The sequence below is a fragment of the Butyrivibrio sp. WCD3002 genome (genome assembly GCF_000424265.1).
GTDB lineage: Bacteria > Bacillota > Clostridia > Lachnospirales > Lachnospiraceae > Butyrivibrio.
This window is the reverse complement of sequence record NZ_AUJO01000002.1, coordinates 461,436-478,525: the sequence shown is the minus strand read 5'-3', so window position 1 is coordinate 478,525 and position 17,090 is coordinate 461,436. Positions and strand designations below refer to the sequence as shown.

14 protein-coding genes are annotated in these 17,090 nt (G+C 42.6%); 10 read left to right on the top strand and 4 right to left on the bottom strand.

Annotation, left to right across the window (positions count from 1 at the left end; translation table 11 throughout):
* Positions 1 to 130 precede the first annotated feature (130 nt).
* The 3 genes from G608_RS0105405 to G608_RS0105400 all read left to right on the top strand — a co-directional run bounded on the left by G608_RS0105405 (position 131) and on the right by G608_RS0105400 (position 2,833).
* Complete coding sequence (locus tag G608_RS0105405) at positions 131 to 1,588, top strand: integrase core domain-containing protein (protein ID WP_442852210.1); 1,458 nt, start codon at positions 131 to 133, stop codon at positions 1,586 to 1,588.
* Between the two features lie 61 nt (positions 1,589 to 1,649).
* On the top strand, positions 1,650 to 1,796 hold the full coding sequence (locus tag G608_RS24535; protein ID WP_196812581.1) for a hypothetical protein: 147 nt from the start codon (positions 1,650 to 1,652) through the stop codon (positions 1,794 to 1,796).
* 254 nt (positions 1,797 to 2,050) lie between these two features.
* Positions 2,051 to 2,833: an aminoglycoside N(3)-acetyltransferase gene (locus G608_RS0105400; RefSeq protein WP_026495180.1), complete on the top strand. Its 783-nt coding sequence runs from the start codon at positions 2,051 to 2,053 to the stop codon at positions 2,831 to 2,833.
* 83 nt (positions 2,834 to 2,916) lie between these two features.
* Here the strand turns inward: G608_RS0105400 and G608_RS19990 are convergent, their stop codons facing one another.
* Positions 2,917 to 3,630, bottom strand: coding sequence for a sce7726 family protein (locus tag G608_RS19990; protein WP_051208871.1), 714 nt, complete (start codon positions 3,628 to 3,630; stop codon positions 2,917 to 2,919).
* A gap of 199 nt (positions 3,631 to 3,829) precedes the next feature.
* On the opposite strand from G608_RS19990, the gene G608_RS0105390 reads away from it, so the two are divergent.
* Positions 3,830 to 5,584 (top strand): ABC transporter ATP-binding protein, encoded by a 1,755-nt coding sequence (locus G608_RS0105390; protein ID WP_026495179.1) that lies wholly within the window; start codon positions 3,830 to 3,832, stop codon positions 5,582 to 5,584.
* Here the strand turns inward: G608_RS0105390 and G608_RS19985 are convergent.
* Both G608_RS19985 and G608_RS23155 read right to left on the bottom strand, forming a co-directional pair.
* Positions 5,558 to 6,250 carry an MATE family efflux transporter gene (locus G608_RS19985; RefSeq protein ID WP_242829345.1) on the bottom strand — a complete coding sequence of 231 codons (693 nt, stop codon included), beginning with the start codon at positions 6,248 to 6,250 and terminating at the stop codon, positions 5,558 to 5,560. The two genes, G608_RS0105390 and G608_RS19985, sit on opposite strands and share 27 nt — an antisense overlap.
* A gap of 23 nt (positions 6,251 to 6,273) precedes the next feature.
* On the bottom strand, positions 6,274 to 6,432 hold the full coding sequence (locus G608_RS23155; RefSeq protein ID WP_155833221.1) for a hypothetical protein: 159 nt from the start codon (positions 6,430 to 6,432) through the stop codon (positions 6,274 to 6,276).
* A 136-nt stretch (positions 6,433 to 6,568) separates the two neighbouring features.
* On the opposite strand from G608_RS23155, the gene G608_RS0105380 reads away from it, so the two are divergent.
* The 4 genes from G608_RS0105380 to preA all read left to right on the top strand — a co-directional run bounded on the left by G608_RS0105380 (position 6,569) and on the right by preA (position 11,862).
* Positions 6,569 to 7,450 (top strand): helix-turn-helix domain-containing protein, encoded by an 882-nt coding sequence (locus G608_RS0105380; protein ID WP_026495178.1) that lies wholly within the window; start codon positions 6,569 to 6,571, stop codon positions 7,448 to 7,450.
* 43 nt (positions 7,451 to 7,493) lie between these two features.
* Positions 7,494 to 9,608 (top strand): helicase-related protein, encoded by a 2,115-nt coding sequence (locus tag G608_RS19980; protein WP_051208867.1) that lies wholly within the window; start codon positions 7,494 to 7,496, stop codon positions 9,606 to 9,608.
* Between the two features lie 104 nt (positions 9,609 to 9,712).
* A complete protein-coding gene (locus G608_RS0105370; RefSeq protein WP_026495177.1) occupies positions 9,713 to 10,153 on the top strand; it encodes a hypothetical protein in 441 nt (146 codons plus the stop codon).
* A gap of 215 nt (positions 10,154 to 10,368) precedes the next feature.
* Entirely contained in the window at positions 10,369 to 11,862 is a 1,494-nt protein-coding gene (gene preA / locus G608_RS0105365; RefSeq protein ID WP_026495176.1) for an NAD-dependent dihydropyrimidine dehydrogenase subunit PreA, read from the top strand.
* A gap of 73 nt (positions 11,863 to 11,935) precedes the next feature.
* On the opposite strand, the gene G608_RS19975 is transcribed toward preA, so the two are convergent.
* Positions 11,936 to 13,459 (bottom strand): glycoside hydrolase family 3 C-terminal domain-containing protein, encoded by a 1,524-nt coding sequence (locus tag G608_RS19975; RefSeq protein WP_051208865.1) that lies wholly within the window; start codon positions 13,457 to 13,459, stop codon positions 11,936 to 11,938.
* 345 nt (positions 13,460 to 13,804) lie between these two features.
* Here G608_RS19975 and G608_RS19970 point away from each other — a divergent pair, with 345 nt between their 5' ends.
* Positions 13,805 to 14,752 (top strand): hypothetical protein, encoded by a 948-nt coding sequence (locus G608_RS19970; RefSeq protein WP_051208863.1) that lies wholly within the window; start codon positions 13,805 to 13,807, stop codon positions 14,750 to 14,752.
* A gap of 112 nt (positions 14,753 to 14,864) precedes the next feature.
* On the top strand, positions 14,865 to 17,060 hold the full coding sequence (locus tag G608_RS0105350; protein WP_026495175.1) for an ATP-dependent helicase: 2,196 nt from the start codon (positions 14,865 to 14,867) through the stop codon (positions 17,058 to 17,060).
* Positions 17,061 to 17,090: the final 30 nt, after the last annotated feature.

The window sequence follows — 17,090 nt, the reverse complement described above, 5'->3', positions numbered from 1 at the left end:
GGTAGTGTCTAATCGACACTCCTTTTTTCTTTATAAATCCTCTATTTTTCGGGAGTTCAAAATAAAAAGAGCATTGACCTCCCTTTTGGTATAATGTTAACGACCAAGAAAACATCCCGCAAAGGAAACAATGCTCGTGAACATTATACTTTATTTACTTGAAATCATCCATCAGCTCTATCAACAAAACTGCTGGTTGATCAACTTTATCTGTAGATATATTCCGCTTAAACAGTGGGCTTATGAGGATTCTCATTCTCCCAAATATCAAAAATTTAAGATTGATAAGCTCCCTTTGATTCTGAATGTAGAGCCCTGGGATTACAGGGATTTCATGGCTTACCTTCAGTGGCGTTACCCGGATGACAAGCCCATCAAACCTATACGGCGTCGTTCTGAATGTGACATTCCCGATGATTGCAAATGTCCAAGGTGCAACGCTCCCAAAATATACCTTTACAAGAATAATGGCTCTAAAGGCCAGCTCCAGTGTAAGGTATGCCAGACGCTTTTCTCACCCGAGGATAACCGTCATACTTCACTTAAGCTCAGATGTCCGTACTGCACTCACACTCTTGTTCCAAAGAAAGATCGTAAGCATTTCATCGTTCACAAATGTGTTAATCCCAAATGTCCTTACTACCTGAGCAATCTCAAGAAGGTTGATAAAGAAGATCTTGACGAAGACTATGGCAAGAACAAATATAAGCTTCATTACATCTACCGTGAGTTCACGATAGATTTCTTCAAGATGGATATAACCACACTTCCTAAGAATGCTTCATCCCTTAAGTTCACAAAGAACAATGCATATATCATGTCCCTATGTCTAACCATGCATGTTAATCTTGGCTTATCACTACGTAAGACTTCCCATGCTCTCAAGGATCTGTACGATATTTCTGTTTCACATCAGCAGGTGGCAAACTATTGCAAGACTGCAGCTTTGTGTATAAAGCCGTTTGTTGATACTTACCCTTACGAAAAGGGATCTGTATTCACTGCCGACGAAACTTATATCAAGGTCCTTGGTATAAAAGGCTTCATCTGGTTCATCATGGATGCCGCCAGCAGGGCTATAGTCGGATATCAGGTATCAGACAACCGTGGTGTCGGTCCATGCATCATGGCTATGCGCATGGCCTTTCAGCATCTTAAGGAACTACCTAAGAACTTCAGATTCATAGCTGATGCTTACAGCGCCTACCCTCTGGCTGCTCAGCAGTTTCTTATCAATGCTGGAGAAAAGTTCAAGTTCGATATCACACAGGTTTTAGGTCTTACGAACGATGATGCAGTATCTGCAGAGTTCCGCCCGTACAAACAGATGATTGAACGACTCAACCGCACTTACAAAGAATCCTACCGGCCTACCAATGGCTTTAATAACTACGATGGTGCCAACTACGATCTCGCATTATGGGTTGCGTACTACAACTTTCTTCGGCCGCATAAACACAATGGTTTCAAGCCACCTGTCTTAGATGATATGGTCATGAATGCTGGCAACATGCCTGGTAAATGGCAGATGCTGATAATACTTGGTCAACAGACCATTCTCAACATCCAACAGGGTGCAACCGCATAAAACGGAGCGGAACCGTTGTCAAGGAAAACGTGGAATACCGAAGCGGCAGCGCCGCGAGGATATGCCGCGAAAGTTCCTTGACATAAGGTTCACGGATAATCCTGATACATTGGTCAGCAAGTGTGCTTGCTGGCCTGCTTCCGGCGAGGACGGGTGCGGGCAGAGCCCGCTTAACGGGTCAAGGGACTGGTCCCTTGCAGGTTCTTAGGGCGGAGCCCTAAGCCCTCGGAGAGCTTGTCGGTATCAATATCTACATTTTCAAGGTTCTTTTGAGCCTTTTTTCTTTGGCTCATTTTTCCATAGCAGACTTTACACTATCAACTTTTTTCATGTTTGTTATAAAAATAACACAACATACTAACTTTAAGTGTTTAGGAAACTACTGTCAAGAAATTATCATTGTATCGTTTACTTGTTGGCGGTATGATTACACAACAGAGACACGAGGAGGAGAAAACTATCATGAAAATAGTTACTAAAGAAGAGATTAAAAAGGCACTTGCAGAGGTTGGACTTAAAGCCGGGGATAACGTAATGGTCCACACATCACTCAGTAAGATTGGCTATGTCTGCGGCGGAGCGCAGGCTGTTATAGAGGCTCTGATGGAAACCGTTACTGAGGAAGGTACCATTATGATGCCCACACAGTCCTGGAAAAATCTTGATCCTGAGGTTGGGGTTCACTGGGATGTGGATGAAAAGGATTGGGATATCATTAGGGCAAACTGGCCTGCCTATGATAAGGCAATTACTCCCACCAACACCATGGGTGCGGTGGCTGAAATGTTCCGTTCATGGCCGGGAACCATCAGAAGCGATCACCCTGCAAGATCAGTGTCAGCCTGGGGGAAGAACTCCGCATATCTTACAGAAAACCACGACCTTTCAAATATCTTTGGGGAGGAATCTCCGATAGGAAAGCTCTATAAGCTGGACGGAAAGGTGCTTCTCATAGGAGTAGATTACGACAAAAATACTTCCATTCACCTGGCAGATGTTCGCGCCGAGTATCCCGGAAAGCATAACAGTACGGAGCACAGCGCCGTCATGGAAAACGGTAAGAGAGTGTGGAAGGCTTATGATACTTTGTTTGTTGACGGCGAGGATTTTGTTGATATCGGTGCAGCCTTTGAAAAGGAGCATGATGTGAAAAAGGCAGCTGTCGGCGAAACAGAAATGCGCTTTATGAACCAGAGAGAGCTGGTTGATTTTGCTACAGACTGGATTTCAAAAAACAGAAAATAAGATAAAAAAAGAGAAGGTAATGAAGCTTCTTAGCACTCATTGCCTTCTCTTTTTATTACATGCTTTGCGATAGAATTTCCGGCTTAGCGGCGTCTTCTCCGTCTCTTTTTTCGTGGCTTAAAGTTAAGCCCTTTTTCTGCCTGCTCCACCATAAGAGCCAGCTTTCTTTCGGGATCAGTTTCCTGCTCTATAGCCTTTTGCAGCTCGCCCTTTCTGTATTCATTAAGTGTCTCATCGGCTTTTGTGTAATCCCTCTCAAACAGAATCCTGCTGATATGAAAATCAAGATCATCCCTGTCTATTTTTTCAGGAACCCGCTCTGCCAGCTTAGAGACAACAAAGTCCTTACTTTTATCCTTATACTTTGGCATTTCGTAGATTTGCTGTAATTCAAAAAGCTCCGGACGCCAAAGAATTCGCAGCTTGTTTTCCAGGGCCATTTTGGGATTGATCTTTGGGCGTCTTAGGAAATAAAAGTCGCATTCATCACCTACTGTTTCTACAGTTATGATTCCCCAATGATCGGGCACGTGCTCCTCGATGTGCATGGCGTGGCTGGTACCTACCACCACAATGTTCCTGTCATAGAATTTGTCGTAGTCCTTCACCTGCCGAGACAGTCTGGCATAGGTATCGGCGTCACTTTTTATCTCAAGACCTATGATACTGTCTGATGTCACCATCACCACATCCGCGCGGCTTTTGCCCATGGTCTTTTCTTCTATTATTCTTATTTTTCCATAAGTCTCTTCGAGAAAGTCAAAAAGAGGCTCACGAATATCCTTATCACGAAGCATAGTTTTTCCTCACCATATCATTATACATGAGATGCCGGTTCCAAAAAGAAGGATACGTATTTTGACAACAAAAAATGATAGATAATATGCCAATCTTTAAGAAGTGAGTCGTATATGCCTATGCTATCATTAAAAAGTATCTGTGTCCTAAATCTAAGTAAGGACCGGTAGAAATTTTGAAAAAAGGTTGGGAAAAATCATGAAAATGTTATGGAGACTTAGCCGCGAGGCTATCAGGTACAGAAAGCTTTACATAATCGCTATCTTTTCTACTCTGATGCTGACGGCCATAAATCTGGCAGCTCCAAAGCTTTTGTCTGCAATGACAGGTCTTGTGGAAAGAGGGATGGATGAGGACGGACTTCATCAGATAGGCCTTCTGACTGTGGGACTGGTTATTCTTTATCTTATGCGAATTCTCTTTAGATTCCTAAGTAACTACCTTGCTCATAAAGCGGCGTGGTATCTGGTGGGCGATCTCAGAACCAAGGTTTATGAAAAGCTTGAGCGCATGCACCTTGGATACTTTCACGATAAGCAGACCGGCGATCTCATGAGCCGCGTGGTAAATGATACCAGAGATTTTGAGCTTCTCTATGCTCATATAATTCCTGAGACCATCACCAATTTTGTCACATTTTTTGGCGTTCTTGTAATGCTCCTTACCATCAATCTTAAGCTTGCGCTTATAACCTGTGCGCCAATTCCCCTTATTCTTTTATCCGGAATAATCTTTTCCAAGAAGGTAAGACCCTTTTTTAGAATATCCCAGAAAAAGATGGGTGAGCTAAACGGTAAGCTTCAGGATAACCTCTCCGGAATTCAGGAGATTCAGTCCTTTGGCCGTGAAGAATATGAGACAGAAAGAGTTGATGAGCAGAATTTCGAGCACATAAGAGCTATGCTCCATGCCCTCAAAATAAGTGCTATTTTCCACCCTTCAGTTGAATTTATTTCTTCAATCGGAACGATTCTTGTTGTGGGCTTTGGCGGATATCTGGCCTATCGTCAGGAGGTAAGGGTTGAGGATATAGTTGCATTTCTTTTGTACCTCAGTCTGTTTTACGGACCAATAACCGGAATGGCCAACCTCCTTGAAAACATGCAGCAGTCCATGGCAGGTGCTGAGCGTGTTATTGCCGTTTTGGATACACCCTGCGAGATTGTTGATAAGAAGGATGCAATGCCGCTTCAGAATGTTAGCGGAGATATCTGTTTTGATAATGTAAGCTTTTCCTATAGTGATGGAGTACCTGTTTTAAAGAATGTTTCCTTCCATTGTCAGCCCGGCAAAATGCTTGCCCTTGTGGGACCTACAGGTGTTGGTAAAACCACGCTGACACAGCTTATATCAAGGTTCTATGAGCCTACGGAGGGACATATTTTTATAGACAGACACGATATAGCTGACGTCACGCTGGATAGTCTTAGAAAAAATATTTCGCCTGTACTTCAGGATACATTTTTATTTAACGGAACAATTGCTGAAAACATAGGATATGCTGTACCGGATGCCGGAATAGATGAAATCATGGAGGCTGCCAAGGCCGCAAATATCCATGAGGCGATCCTTGCTATGCCTGATGGCTACGATACTCTTGTAGGTGAGAGAGGACTTAGACTTTCAGGTGGCCAGAAGCAGAGAGTTGCTATAGCAAGAGCGATTCTTAGAAAATCTCCCATAATCATTCTGGATGAAGCTACAGCATCAGTTGATGTGGAGACCGAGCAGCAGATCCAGAAATCAATTGCGCAGATTACAGGAAATCACACAATCATTGCAATCGCGCATCGTCTGTCCACCATAAGGAACGCAGATAAGATTCTTGTAATTGAAGACGGACGCATTACCGAGCAGGGCACACATGAAGAACTTGTGGCTCTGGGTGGTAGCTACGCCCGTATGAATTATATTCAGAGTAATGCTTCAGGCGTTCTTAACGACGCTGAATGATACATTTCTTTGACTGATTAGTCGAAGCCAGGCAGTGAATCCGCTAAGGACCCATACGATACCGGTGGAAAGCCATATTCCCATCTCGCCCATACCTATGTACTGGGTGATAAGGATGGGAATGGTAAATCTGCCTGCTCCGTAATTCTGTCCGCAGAAGGTCGCGATTGATGCTCCAAGTGTTGCATAGGGCTGATGTATCAGCTGCTCAATTCTGTTGGTAGCTGTAAAGGCTGCGACAACTGCAGTACCGTAAGAATTGACTATTCGCTGTACAGCCATTGAGGAAATGGCTATAAGGGCAAATTGAAGAGACATTGGAACGCCGAGATGTATAACCTTGTAAGCAAGACCGGGGACGAAAACAATATCCTTCTTTTCAAGTCTGAAATACGGGTTTACCTTATAAGCGTAAACTGCACAGCTTGCTGCCGCAATGAACTGGGAGATGATAGTTGCAAGGGCTGCTCCCTTTATTCCCAATTTGAAAAAGTAAACGAAGATAATGTCAAGGCAGACATTTATGATCGCTGACACAATCAGGAAATAAAGCGGCGATTTTGAATCGCCAAGAGCTCGTAGCATTGCGGTTAAATAGTTGTAAGCTGATACAAAGATCAGACCTATGCACATAAAACGAACATACGAGGTCGCATCACTAAGGATTACCTCAGGAGTACTGAGAAGCCTTAGCAGAGGACCTGCGCTCCGACAAAACGTCCGATTATGATGGAATCAGCAATATTGTAGATCTGCTGAAAAATGTTTCCGATAAGTGCAGGCAGAGCAAATAATAATATGTGTCTTACAGGGTTACCTGTAGTCATATCTGTAGTATAATTTTTCATATAGATTGAGCTCCATAAAATAAATAACAATATGTAATATAGGCTTGTTACAAAAATGATACTTCTTAAGATTTGATGTTTATGTTATCAGTTTTTGTCAAAGGACAGCCTACTTGACTATAGATGGGACAGAATAATGGATTACAGTAAATACGAAAACAACGAGTTTGATAATTCAAGTGCATTTAATTTATCTACAGGCTTAAAGCAGCGAAGCTATAAGGCGCACTGGCATTCATACGGGGAGATAATTCTGGTAGGCCCCGGAAAAACCAATATTTTTAAAGTTAATCAGGACACCTACGATTTGGTCGAAGGTGATTTTGTGCTGATATGGCCCATGGAGATGCATTCAATAGTCGATGCAGACAGAGAGAAGGCTCTGGTCATTCAGTTTAGCAACATGTTTATGAATTCTCTTTTCGATCTTCAGAGAATAATGCATTTTTACAGAAATTTGCATATTCTTTGCATTAACTCTCATCCGGAGCTTGTGGCGCAGCTGCGAGTCATAACAGATGAAATGAAGGAGATTTTTTTATCCGGAGTTCCAAACAGGGAGCTTCGATGCTGCATGCTTCTCATGAAATTCATGCTCACACTTGATGAGCACAGAGAGGAATTTGTTCCAGAGATCAGCGGAAAAGAGTCCCGTGGCTATGAGGATGATGTTATGCGAAGGATGATCAGAGTCACGGAGTATATCAAGAACAACCTGACGGCTGATGATCTCTCTCAGGGCGCCATGGCTCAGATGGCAGGTATCAGCAAGGATTATTTTTCCAGAATATTTAAGAACGTAACCGGAATGAATTATTCCAAGTGGCTCAATACCATAAGACTTGAGAAAGCCACGGAGCTGCTTACACAAAATGACATGACACTTACCAAGATCGCCATGCTTTCCGGATTCCAGAGTATACCCAGCTTCAACCGTGTATTTCACGAGGAGAAGGGAATGGCTCCCGGTGAGTACAGAGCTCTGTTTGTAGGTGATGAGAAGAAGGAAATGGCATAAAAAATTTTAGTGCGCCGGTGGAAGGATGAATTTGGAATAATCTATGAAGAAAAGACATAGAAGCAGTTTTGCCATAAAAAAAGCCAAATTTAATACTGAGCTTAAGGATGCAAAAAGCAGGTTTCCCAAGGATGCTTTTGATGAATATTTTAAGAGAGAACATATAACCATATCCTTTGCGGTTTACAGTGAACTTCTCGATATTCTGAAAAACGAGAAGATATATCTTGATGCACGGGGTGAAAATGGCAAAAACGAAAGGCAGGAAATATCCTCTGCAACCATAGAGCGATTTTGCAGGGATTTTCAGAATAAAATAAATGCCGTCTACCTCATGCAGATCATGCCTGAAATGGGTCAGGTCATACTGGATATTCTTTGGGAATCTGATGACACGGAGATTTTAGAGTTCATTACTTCCGTAAGGAAAAAAGTGATCTCAAAGCTCATCATGAAATATCTGAGGGAGTCTAAACAAATCAAGGAGATTGCTGCCTTTGTTAAGAGCAATATATCTGAGCATGTGGTCTTTGAGCAGCTTCTTAAAAATCCCAATTATCAAAGAGCGGCAAGGCGCTATAAAAAGACGATGGATGCCAAGCGGCTCCTTTTTGAAAATATTGAGACCTCCACACCAAACGACTACACTAAGCTTTTTCCTCTTGCAAGACTGATGAAGAGGAAATTCATCATTCATATCGGCCCCACCAATTCGGGAAAGACCTATCAGGCTCTGGAGGATCTGAAAAAATCAGAGAATGGAATTTATCTTGCACCTCTAAGACTTCTTGCCTATGAGCAGTACGAGAAGATGAACAGAGAGGGCGTACCCTGCTCCATGATTACAGGCGAGGAGAGGATTCTTATGCCGGGCTCCTTTCATCAGTCATCTACCATAGAAATGCTTGATCTTAGCGAAGAATGGGATATGGCTGTAATCGACGAAGCACAGATGGCTGCCGACAGACAAAGGGGCGGATACTGGACTTCCGCCATTCTTGGGGCAAGGGCTAAGACTATACATATCTGTGCATCCGGTGATGCGGAGGATTTGCTTATCCGTATGATCGAGTCCTGTGGTGATGAATATGAGATTCAGTACCATGAGAGGAAGACGCCTCTTGTTATGGATGAGAGTGCCACAGATTTTAATTTCCCTTCAGATGTTACCAAAGGGGATGCACTTATAGTTTTTTCCAGAAAGGATGTGCATTCTGTTGCAGCAGAGCTTCAGGAGCATGGAGTAAAGTGCAGCATAATATATGGATCTCTGCCCTATGACGTAAGACACAGAGAAGCGCAGAAATTCGCTGAGGGTGAGACGGATGTGGTGGTGGCAACGGATGCAATCGGTATGGGTATGAATCTGCCCATCAGGAGAATTGTTTTCCTGCAGACCATAAAATACGACGGTATAAATGAAAGACCACTGACCTCCTCCGAGGTTAAGCAGATAGCCGGAAGGGCAGGCAGATACGGTATCTATGATACGGGCTATGTGACCTCATACTATGACTATGAGACCATTGAGGGCCTTCTTTTTAGCAGGATGATTCCTCTCAGGCAGGTTATGATAAATATCCCTGAGGACTTCCTTCATAAGGATGGGAAAATCTCAGCGATACTTGATACCTGGAACAAAATTCCGGCAGAAAAGTATTACAACAAGGGAGATATTTCAGAAAAAATAAGTATTGCCAGAGCTCTTGAAAGTATCAGTGACAACAGAGAGCTGATAAGAAGATTTATAAGGATTCCCATAAATCAGGATAACAGAGACATTTTCGGAGTATACCTTGACTATTACAGGCTGGTGGATGACGGTATCGCACCTGATATTCGAAGAACCATGGCTGAATTTGGTGCGGAAACTGTTGATGAGGAATCCAAGGATGCACTGCTTCGTCTTGAAATCGGAAGCTCTGTTTTTGATTTCTTATATGCATTTACAAGAGCCTTCGGAGATAGCGATGATCTTTACAGGATTATTGATGGTAAGCGCCTTATTTCCGAAAAGATATTTACTATACTCGATAAGCAGAAGCTTAACCTGAAGGCATGTGCTTATTGCGGTAAAAAGCTTAAATGGTCATATCAGTATAATATGTGCCAGGAATGCTTTAGAAAAAGAAGACATTTGAGAAAACATAAACAATAGAAAGAGACGAAGATTTTTGATTTATTCCTTGTAAAGAGCGTCAAATACATATAGAATTTAATTATCACTCGCAATTAAAGTGTTTTGGGGTAAAGAGGGAATCGATGGCAACATTAGATTATGATACACTGCTAAAAGACGTGGTATTTGATGAAAACTCTCTCAGCAGAGCCATTTCTGAGAGCTTTTCCTGCGATGTTTTCGTGTCTGAAAGGTATGATGATACCGTTCATATGGAGGCATATTCCGACAAGGGGTATTTGTTTGGAATTTACCTTACGACCCATCCTGAAGAGATGGAATGGGATTCCGATATTATCGGCGGTACTTACACATACAATCAGCACGTATGCATAGCTATCGATAAAGGAAAGGGAGATGTTATTGCGGAAACAATGCGTTTCTATGTTCGTTTTGCCAAAATCAACAATATTGAGATGCTGATTAAATCCTATATGGATGGAGATATTTGTTATGTTAAGGACAGCAATCCCAAATGGAATGAATCCTTCTACAGAAATCACGCAAGACAATATATCAGGTAAAAATTGGGCTGCTACTCTATAAAGTGTAGTAGCTTTTTTATTTCTACAAAATAAAAAAGTGCTCCGCAGGATGCGCAGCTCGCGGAGATTTCGTTTATTGCTTCGCAATACCGCTCGCGCGCGAGTATTTCGTAAGCGAAATGCTATTTGAAAATATGTGAATGTATAATAAAATTAAAAAAACGTGATAATTAAAAATATGAGGGGGAAAACATATGTTAATTAATAGCGTTATTAAGAGGTCTGATATCATCACATGTTCCTTGTGTATGGATGCACCCTGTAGCAGTGCCTGCCCGCACCTTGATCCTGCAAGGGCTTTGCGCAGTATCTGGTTCGACAATCAGGATGTGGCGTCTTTGCAGCTTCCAAAGGAAAATGTCTGCGCGGACTGTGATGCACCCTGTGAGAAGGCATGCATAAACAGCGGAAAGGTCCCTGTCAAAAGCTTCATCAGTGAGCTTAATGAAAAGGTTCGTCCTATGGCGGAGATAGAGCTTCCTGATAATGAGGACAGGCTTAAGTGCGATATATGCGGAGTGCCGTTGGAAAATCCATTTTTGCTTTCATCATCCGTTGTTGCATCCACATATGATATGTGCGCAAGAGCCTTTGAAGCTGGCTGGGCGGGAGTATGCTTTAAGACTATATGTTCTCTGGATATTCATGAGGCATCACCTCGTTTTTCAGCAATCAAGGGAGATAACGGAAGCATCATAGGCTTTAAAAATATTGAGCAGTTATCAGACCACAGTGTTGCTGAGAACATGGAGATATTCAGACGCTTAAAGGAAAAATATCCTACAAAGTTCATTCTTGCATCCATCATGGGACAAAACGAGGCAGAGTGGGAATCCCTTGCAAAGCTATGTGAGGAAAACGGCGCAGATGCAATAGAGCTTAATTTCTCCTGTCCTAACATGCAGGAGGACGGTCTCGGTTCTGATATCGGACAGGTGCCGGAGCTTGTAGAAAGATTTACGGCAGCAGCTAAGAGGAGTACCACGATACCTGTTCTGGCAAAGCTTACACCAAACGTTGCCACCATGAGTCCTGCTGCGGAGGCAGCACTTCGCGGCGGTGCAGATGGCATAGCTGCTATCAATACCATAAAGAGTATAGTTGGTGTCAGCCCCTATACCTATGTTTCACAGCCTGCAGTCAGAGGAAAATCTGCAGTTGGCGGCTACAGCGGAAATGCGGTAAAGCCCATAGCTCTAAGGTTCATTGCAGAGATGGGACAAAATCCTGCATTAAAGGGTATGCATATCACAGGTATGGGCGGAATCGAGACCTGGAGAGATGCTCTTGAATTTATTTTGATGGGATCAGGATCCTTGCAGGTAACCACAGCAGTAATGCAGTATGGCTACAGAATAGTTGATGACCTGAAGGCAGGACTAAATTATTACCTTGCTCAGATGGGCATAAAATCTGTTAAAGATATAATTGGAGCAGGTCTTGACAGCGTAAGCGATACAACGGATGTCCTCGAGAGAGACACAGTTCTTTTCCCTTCATTTGACTTGGAAAAATGTAACGGCTGCGGTAGATGTGTTATTTCATGCAATGACGGTGGTCATCAGGCTATCAGGTTTGACGACCGTGTGCCAAAGCTCAACGGCAGCAAGTGCGTAGGCTGCCATCTGTGCATGCTTGTTTGTCCGCAGGATGCAATTATGCCTTCTAAGAAGAGAATTAAAAGGTGAGGTTTACATTATTCATAGACATGCAAAAAGCCTGGTTTTCCAGGCTTTTTGTTATGTATGCAGATATAAAGTTTTAGGTTGTGAGCTGCAGGATCATGGATAGCATTCTGCGGCAGCAGGCATCAAGAGCTTCCTCCACCTTAGAGTTAAAGGGGAGAGGCTTCTTTTTGATGTTGTCTCTGTAAAGTCTGTCTTTTTCAATATAGGAAGCGACTGCGTTTTCAATGTTTATTTCGTTTTTTGCAACAGGCACCTCTGTGCATTTTGATGGCTCAATTTCTGAAAGCGAATCAAGAAGAGGGCAGATAGGACTTAGGGTTGAAAGTACTGTTTTTTCCTTCAAAACTAAAGCACTATCGCAGTTCTTTTTGAGAACACCGTCTGCATCACAGATCTGTGCTTCAAGGATATATTTTCCTGCATCAAGGTAGTACTGGGATCTGGCTGTGTGGTAGGAAGCCAGAAGATAGCAGGAAAAAGTCAGCGAAAGCATTTCAGATTCGCCGGGATTTAGAAGCTTTGTTTTTGCAAAGGCAACAAGTCTCTTACTTTCCTTATGCCGGTCACCCTTTGGAAGGTAGCTGTATAAATGAACAACCTCTTTTCCCTGGGTATTTCCTGTGTTTGTGACTTCGATGCTTACTATTATTTTGTCTTCACTGATACTGGTGTCTGTCTGTTTCAGTTCAAAGGTTGTGTAGGATAAACCAAAGCCAAAGGGATATCTGGATTTAACATCAAAGGTATCAAAGTAGCGGTATCCAACGTAGATACCCTCAGCATATTTTTCTTCAATTACGTTGCCGTTGTTGTGGCTAAAGTCAGCGCTTCCCGGGTAATCGAGATAGTTCATTGCCCAGGTGTCAGTCAGCTTTCCGCAGGGATTAACGATGTCTTTTAAGACATCTGCCAGAGCATTGCCGCCCTCCATACCTGCCTGAGACATCAGCACCAGGGTGGAGATATTTAGCTCATCCATAAAGGATAAATCAATTATTCCCCCTACATTCAGTATTACGATGGTTTTACTGTAAAGCGCTGTGATGCTTTTCAGACTCTCAAGTTCATCCTCTGAGAGCTCGTAGTCGCCGGGGACATTTTTTCTGTCAGCGCCTTCCCCGGAGATTCTGCTTATTACATAGATTGCGATGTCGGTATCTTTTTTAGTGATGGGATTACCTTTTGGCATTACCATGGGATTAGATGCATGAGCACCATAGAGACCACCAAAATCTCCGGGATCTCCTGCAAGGTCGTAGATTTTCTGCATCCATGCATTTCGACCGGATTCATATTCCGCATCGTAGGCTTTTAGCCAGTCTTTATTCAGTATATCAAAGCCTGCTGCCGCAAGGCCTTCTGTGATGCTGACATTGCTCCGGTTATTTACCATGCCCGAGCCTGTGCCACCCTTAACAGTATACGAAGCTCCGCCGCCATACAGCGTTATCTTTTCGCCTTCCTTAAGTGGCAGTACTCCGTCATTTTTGAGAAGAACCATTCCTTCAGCAGCGGCTCTTCTTGCTATTTTCTGAGATGTCAATTCTCTTTCTGATATTTCTGTTGATGTTGTTCCCGGATAATTTCTCTGACCCATTTTGTAATCCCCCGTTGAAGTGTTTTTATTGCATAGCCCCTATAGATGAGGGTATTCAGATAAGCTTGCTTGTAACTCCGACTCCTATATTTTACCAAAGAAAGCGAGTATAAGGGAAAGACAAATGGTGGTCTTATCTCGATTTAGAATCGTCCTTTACAAATATGCTAATTGATGATATATTCAAAGCCGTCTTTATTTTTTGTAAATCGAGCAGTATCGCATTTTTTTCATGCTTTTGTTGTGCTTTATATCGTGTATGTTTTGTTGCCAAAATTTTATAATGCAACAGTCTATTTGTTATGAAAATAAGATAAGAAATTTGATACAATATAGGAGGAATTAATGAAAGAGGAGATCAAATGGCATCCTGCGTTTTATGGTGGGATAGAGCTGGAACTCCGTAAATATCGTGAATGGCTGGAGTTTGAGGAAGAACACGAGCTTTCTAAGGAGCCATTACATATGGACATGCTGATTATCAAGAAGGTTTCAGATATATTCATTGATAATCCAATAGCCCATATTTTTAGAAAGTTTAATATAATAGAATATAAGAATCCACATGATTCATTGTCTCTTAGGGAATTCTATAAAACAGTTGGATATGCTTGCTTATACAAAGGGCTGAGCAAATATGTTTCTTCGGTTCCAATTGAGAGTGTCACAGTTTCATTGTTCAGGCACATAAAACCGGTAAAACTGTTAGATGAACTGGATAAAGCAGGTGCGTCAGTTTTGAAATATGCGGACGGAATTTACTATGTCACCGGTATTATAAATTTTCCGGTTCAGATAGTGGTTACAAGCGAATTGGAGCAGGGATGTCACAGTGCACTTAAGATATTGACATCAGAAGCCTCAGAAAACGACATAAGAGCATTTTTAACTGAGGCAAAAGAATTAAAAAATCCCGGAGACAAAGATAATGCAGATGCGGTTTTGCAGGTTAGTGTATCTGCAAATAATGAGTTGTTTGAGAAAATTAGGAGGGAATCAGGTATGTGTGAAGCTCTTAGAGAATTGATGAAAGATGAAATAGCCGAAGAAAAAGCAGCCGGAAGGGCAGCCGGAATGGCGGAAGGTAGAGCAGAAGGCAGAGCAGAAGGCAGAGCAGAAGGCAGGGTAGAAGGCAGGGTAGAAGGCATCGTGGAGGTTCAGGATGTTTATAACTGGCTTTTCAAATCCGACAGGGCAAGTGATGTGGAGAAAGCTACGGAGGACGCAGCATTATACGAAACGCTTTTGAAGGAGTATAAAGAAAAGGTGACAGGAAGCTCCAAATCTGTTTGACATTTCATCAACAAAATAAGTGTATAATACAGAGGGTTGTCGAAAGAATCAATTCGGCAGCCCTCTGTTAGATTTAGATTAGGGAGAGGCAAAAAACGCCCATAATTACAATATGAACGATACTGAATTTTTTGAAAAATACCTGACACACCTAAGCAGCCAGCAGTTAGAAGCGGTAAAGACCACAGAGGGACCGGTACTGCTGCTTGCTGTGCCGGGAAGCGGCAAGACTACCGTGCTTGTGAACAGGCTTGGATATATGCTTTATTGCAAAGAGATAGAGCCGGAGCACATTCTGACTCTGACCTATACAGTTGCCGCAACTAAGGATATGGCTGAGAGATTTAAATCCATATTTGGTGAAGATGTTTCAGCAGCTCTGGAATTCAGGACCATCAACGGAATCTGTGCCAAGATCATTCAGCACTACGGCAGACTTATTGGTAAGAAGCCCTACGACCTTGTAACTGATGAAAAACTGACAGGTAAGCTCCTTTCAGACATATACCTTAAGGTGGAGGGAGATTACCCCACAGAAAGTGATATTAAGGGTGTACGGACCCTGATTACATACTGTAAAAATATGCTGCTTACGGATGAGGAAATAAAGAAATTAGAGGGCGAATCCGATATCAATATTTTCCCGATTTATGAAGCCTATAATGCGGAGCTTAAAAGACGCGGCCTTATGGACTACGACGATCAGATGGTGTACGCCTACAGAATGCTCAAGGGCTCCCCTGATCTTTTAAAGTTTTACCAGGACAAGTACAGATATATCTGCGTTGATGAAGCCCAGGATACATCAAAGGTCCAGCACATGATAATAGGCCTGCTGTCGGGAAAAGACGGCAATCTTTTCATGGTGGGAGATGAGGATCAGAGTATATACGGCTTTAGGGCAGCTTACCCTGAGGCGCTTCTTAATTTTGAAAAGGACCATCCCGCGGCAAAGGTTCTTATTATGGATCAGAATTTCAGGTCCAACGCAGCAATCGTATCCGCCGCCGACATTTTTATCAGACATAATCATATGCGCCATGAAAAGCGGATGCAAGCCACGAAAGAAAAGGCCCAGGATATAAACTATATCCAGCTGAACAGCAGGCGCAATCAGTACAATTATCTTGCAAAGGTTGCGGAAGGCATAACAAATCAAATTGCAGTTTTGTACAGAGATAACGAGAGCATAATTCCTCTGGTGGACGTACTTGAAAGGCAGGGCATTTCCTATCGTATAAGAAATGCTGACCTTGCATTTTTCACCCACAGAGTGGTACTGGACATAGAGAGCATTCTGAAATTCTGCATGGATCCCTATGATGAAGACAGCTTTATGAGGATATATTTTAAGTGCCAGACCTATCTGAAAAAAGCTGAGGCTGAGAGATTATGCAGGCTTGCATCAAACGGGGAGATGCCAATTCTTGATGCGGTGGAGGAGACAGAGCTTCTTAACGCACATGTAAAGGCAAAGTGCAGAGCCTTAAGAACCCATCTATCAAACATGAGATATGAAGAGCCCTTCAAGGCTTTAAACAGAATTGAGAGATTCATGGGCTATGGAGAATACCTTGAGAATAATCACATAGATACAAATAAGCTTTTCATTTTGAAAATGATCGCAGGAAATGAAAGCACAATAGATGGCTTTATGAGAAGGCTTTCAGAGCTGCAGGATATTTTCAGAGATAAGGAAACGGATTACAGGCAGAATTTTATACTCTCCACAATCCATTCCAGCAAAGGTCTTGAGTATGATGAGGTCTATCTGATGGATGCCTGCGACGGCGTATTTCCAAGTGAAGTAATTCGTAAAGGGGACTTCGCTGACCCGCAGGAAATTCGGGATTTTGAGGAGGAGCGCAGGATTTTCTATGTGGGCATGACAAGAGCAAGGAACAGGCTGAATATCCTTACTTATAATGACGAGGATTCAACCTTTGTCAGGGAGATATCGTCTGATCCCGAAAAAGTAGGGAAAGATTCCCGTAAGCAAGGAGAAGACAGCAGCAGAAATAATAGCTTTGAAAAATCCAAAGCTTCCAAAACTAAAGCCTCAATTAAAAAGACCCTTAGAACAAATAATTACGTTCAGAAGAAGGCACCTGCCAATACCGAAGAGGTTCCCACAGAGCTTGTGATAGGACAAAGAGTATCTCAGCCAAAGTACGGACAGGGATATATTACGGATGTGGATCTTGATGAGTTTGATCTGCCACTTAAATTTCACGTGGAATTCGATGACGGAGAGGATAGGATATTTATGTATCCATATGCCTTTGAGTCAGGGATGAAGCTAATTTAACACTCCTATAGGCAGGAAAAGTGTAGTAAT

What these genes read in the sequence shown, in the direction of transcription:
- G608_RS0105405 (WP_442852210.1), top strand. Translation starts at nt 131, where the DNA reads ATGCTCGTGAACATTATACTTTATTTACTTGAAATCATCCATCAGCTC.
- G608_RS24535 (WP_196812581.1), top strand. Translation starts at nt 1,650, where the DNA reads ATGCCGCGAAAGTTCCTTGACATAAGGTTCACGGATAATCCTGATACA.
- G608_RS0105400 (WP_026495180.1), top strand. Translation starts at nt 2,051, where the DNA reads ATGAAAATAGTTACTAAAGAAGAGATTAAAAAGGCACTTGCAGAGGTT.
- G608_RS19990 (WP_051208871.1), bottom strand. Translation starts at nt 3,630, where the DNA reads ATGCTTCGTGATAAGGATATTCGTGAGCCTCTTTTTGACTTTCTCGAA.
- G608_RS0105390 (WP_026495179.1), top strand. Translation starts at nt 3,830, where the DNA reads ATGAAAATGTTATGGAGACTTAGCCGCGAGGCTATCAGGTACAGAAAG.
- G608_RS23155 (WP_155833221.1), bottom strand. Translation starts at nt 6,432, where the DNA reads ATGAAAAATTATACTACAGATATGACTACAGGTAACCCTGTAAGACAC.
- G608_RS0105380 (WP_026495178.1), top strand. Translation starts at nt 6,569, where the DNA reads ATGGATTACAGTAAATACGAAAACAACGAGTTTGATAATTCAAGTGCA.
- G608_RS19980 (WP_051208867.1), top strand. Translation starts at nt 7,494, where the DNA reads ATGAAGAAAAGACATAGAAGCAGTTTTGCCATAAAAAAAGCCAAATTT.
- G608_RS0105370 (WP_026495177.1), top strand. Translation starts at nt 9,713, where the DNA reads ATGGCAACATTAGATTATGATACACTGCTAAAAGACGTGGTATTTGAT.
- preA (WP_026495176.1), top strand. Translation starts at nt 10,369, where the DNA reads ATGTTAATTAATAGCGTTATTAAGAGGTCTGATATCATCACATGTTCC.
- G608_RS19975 (WP_051208865.1), bottom strand. Translation starts at nt 13,459, where the DNA reads ATGGGTCAGAGAAATTATCCGGGAACAACATCAACAGAAATATCAGAA.
- G608_RS19970 (WP_051208863.1), top strand. Translation starts at nt 13,805, where the DNA reads ATGAAAGAGGAGATCAAATGGCATCCTGCGTTTTATGGTGGGATAGAG.
- G608_RS0105350 (WP_026495175.1), top strand. Translation starts at nt 14,865, where the DNA reads ATGAACGATACTGAATTTTTTGAAAAATACCTGACACACCTAAGCAGC.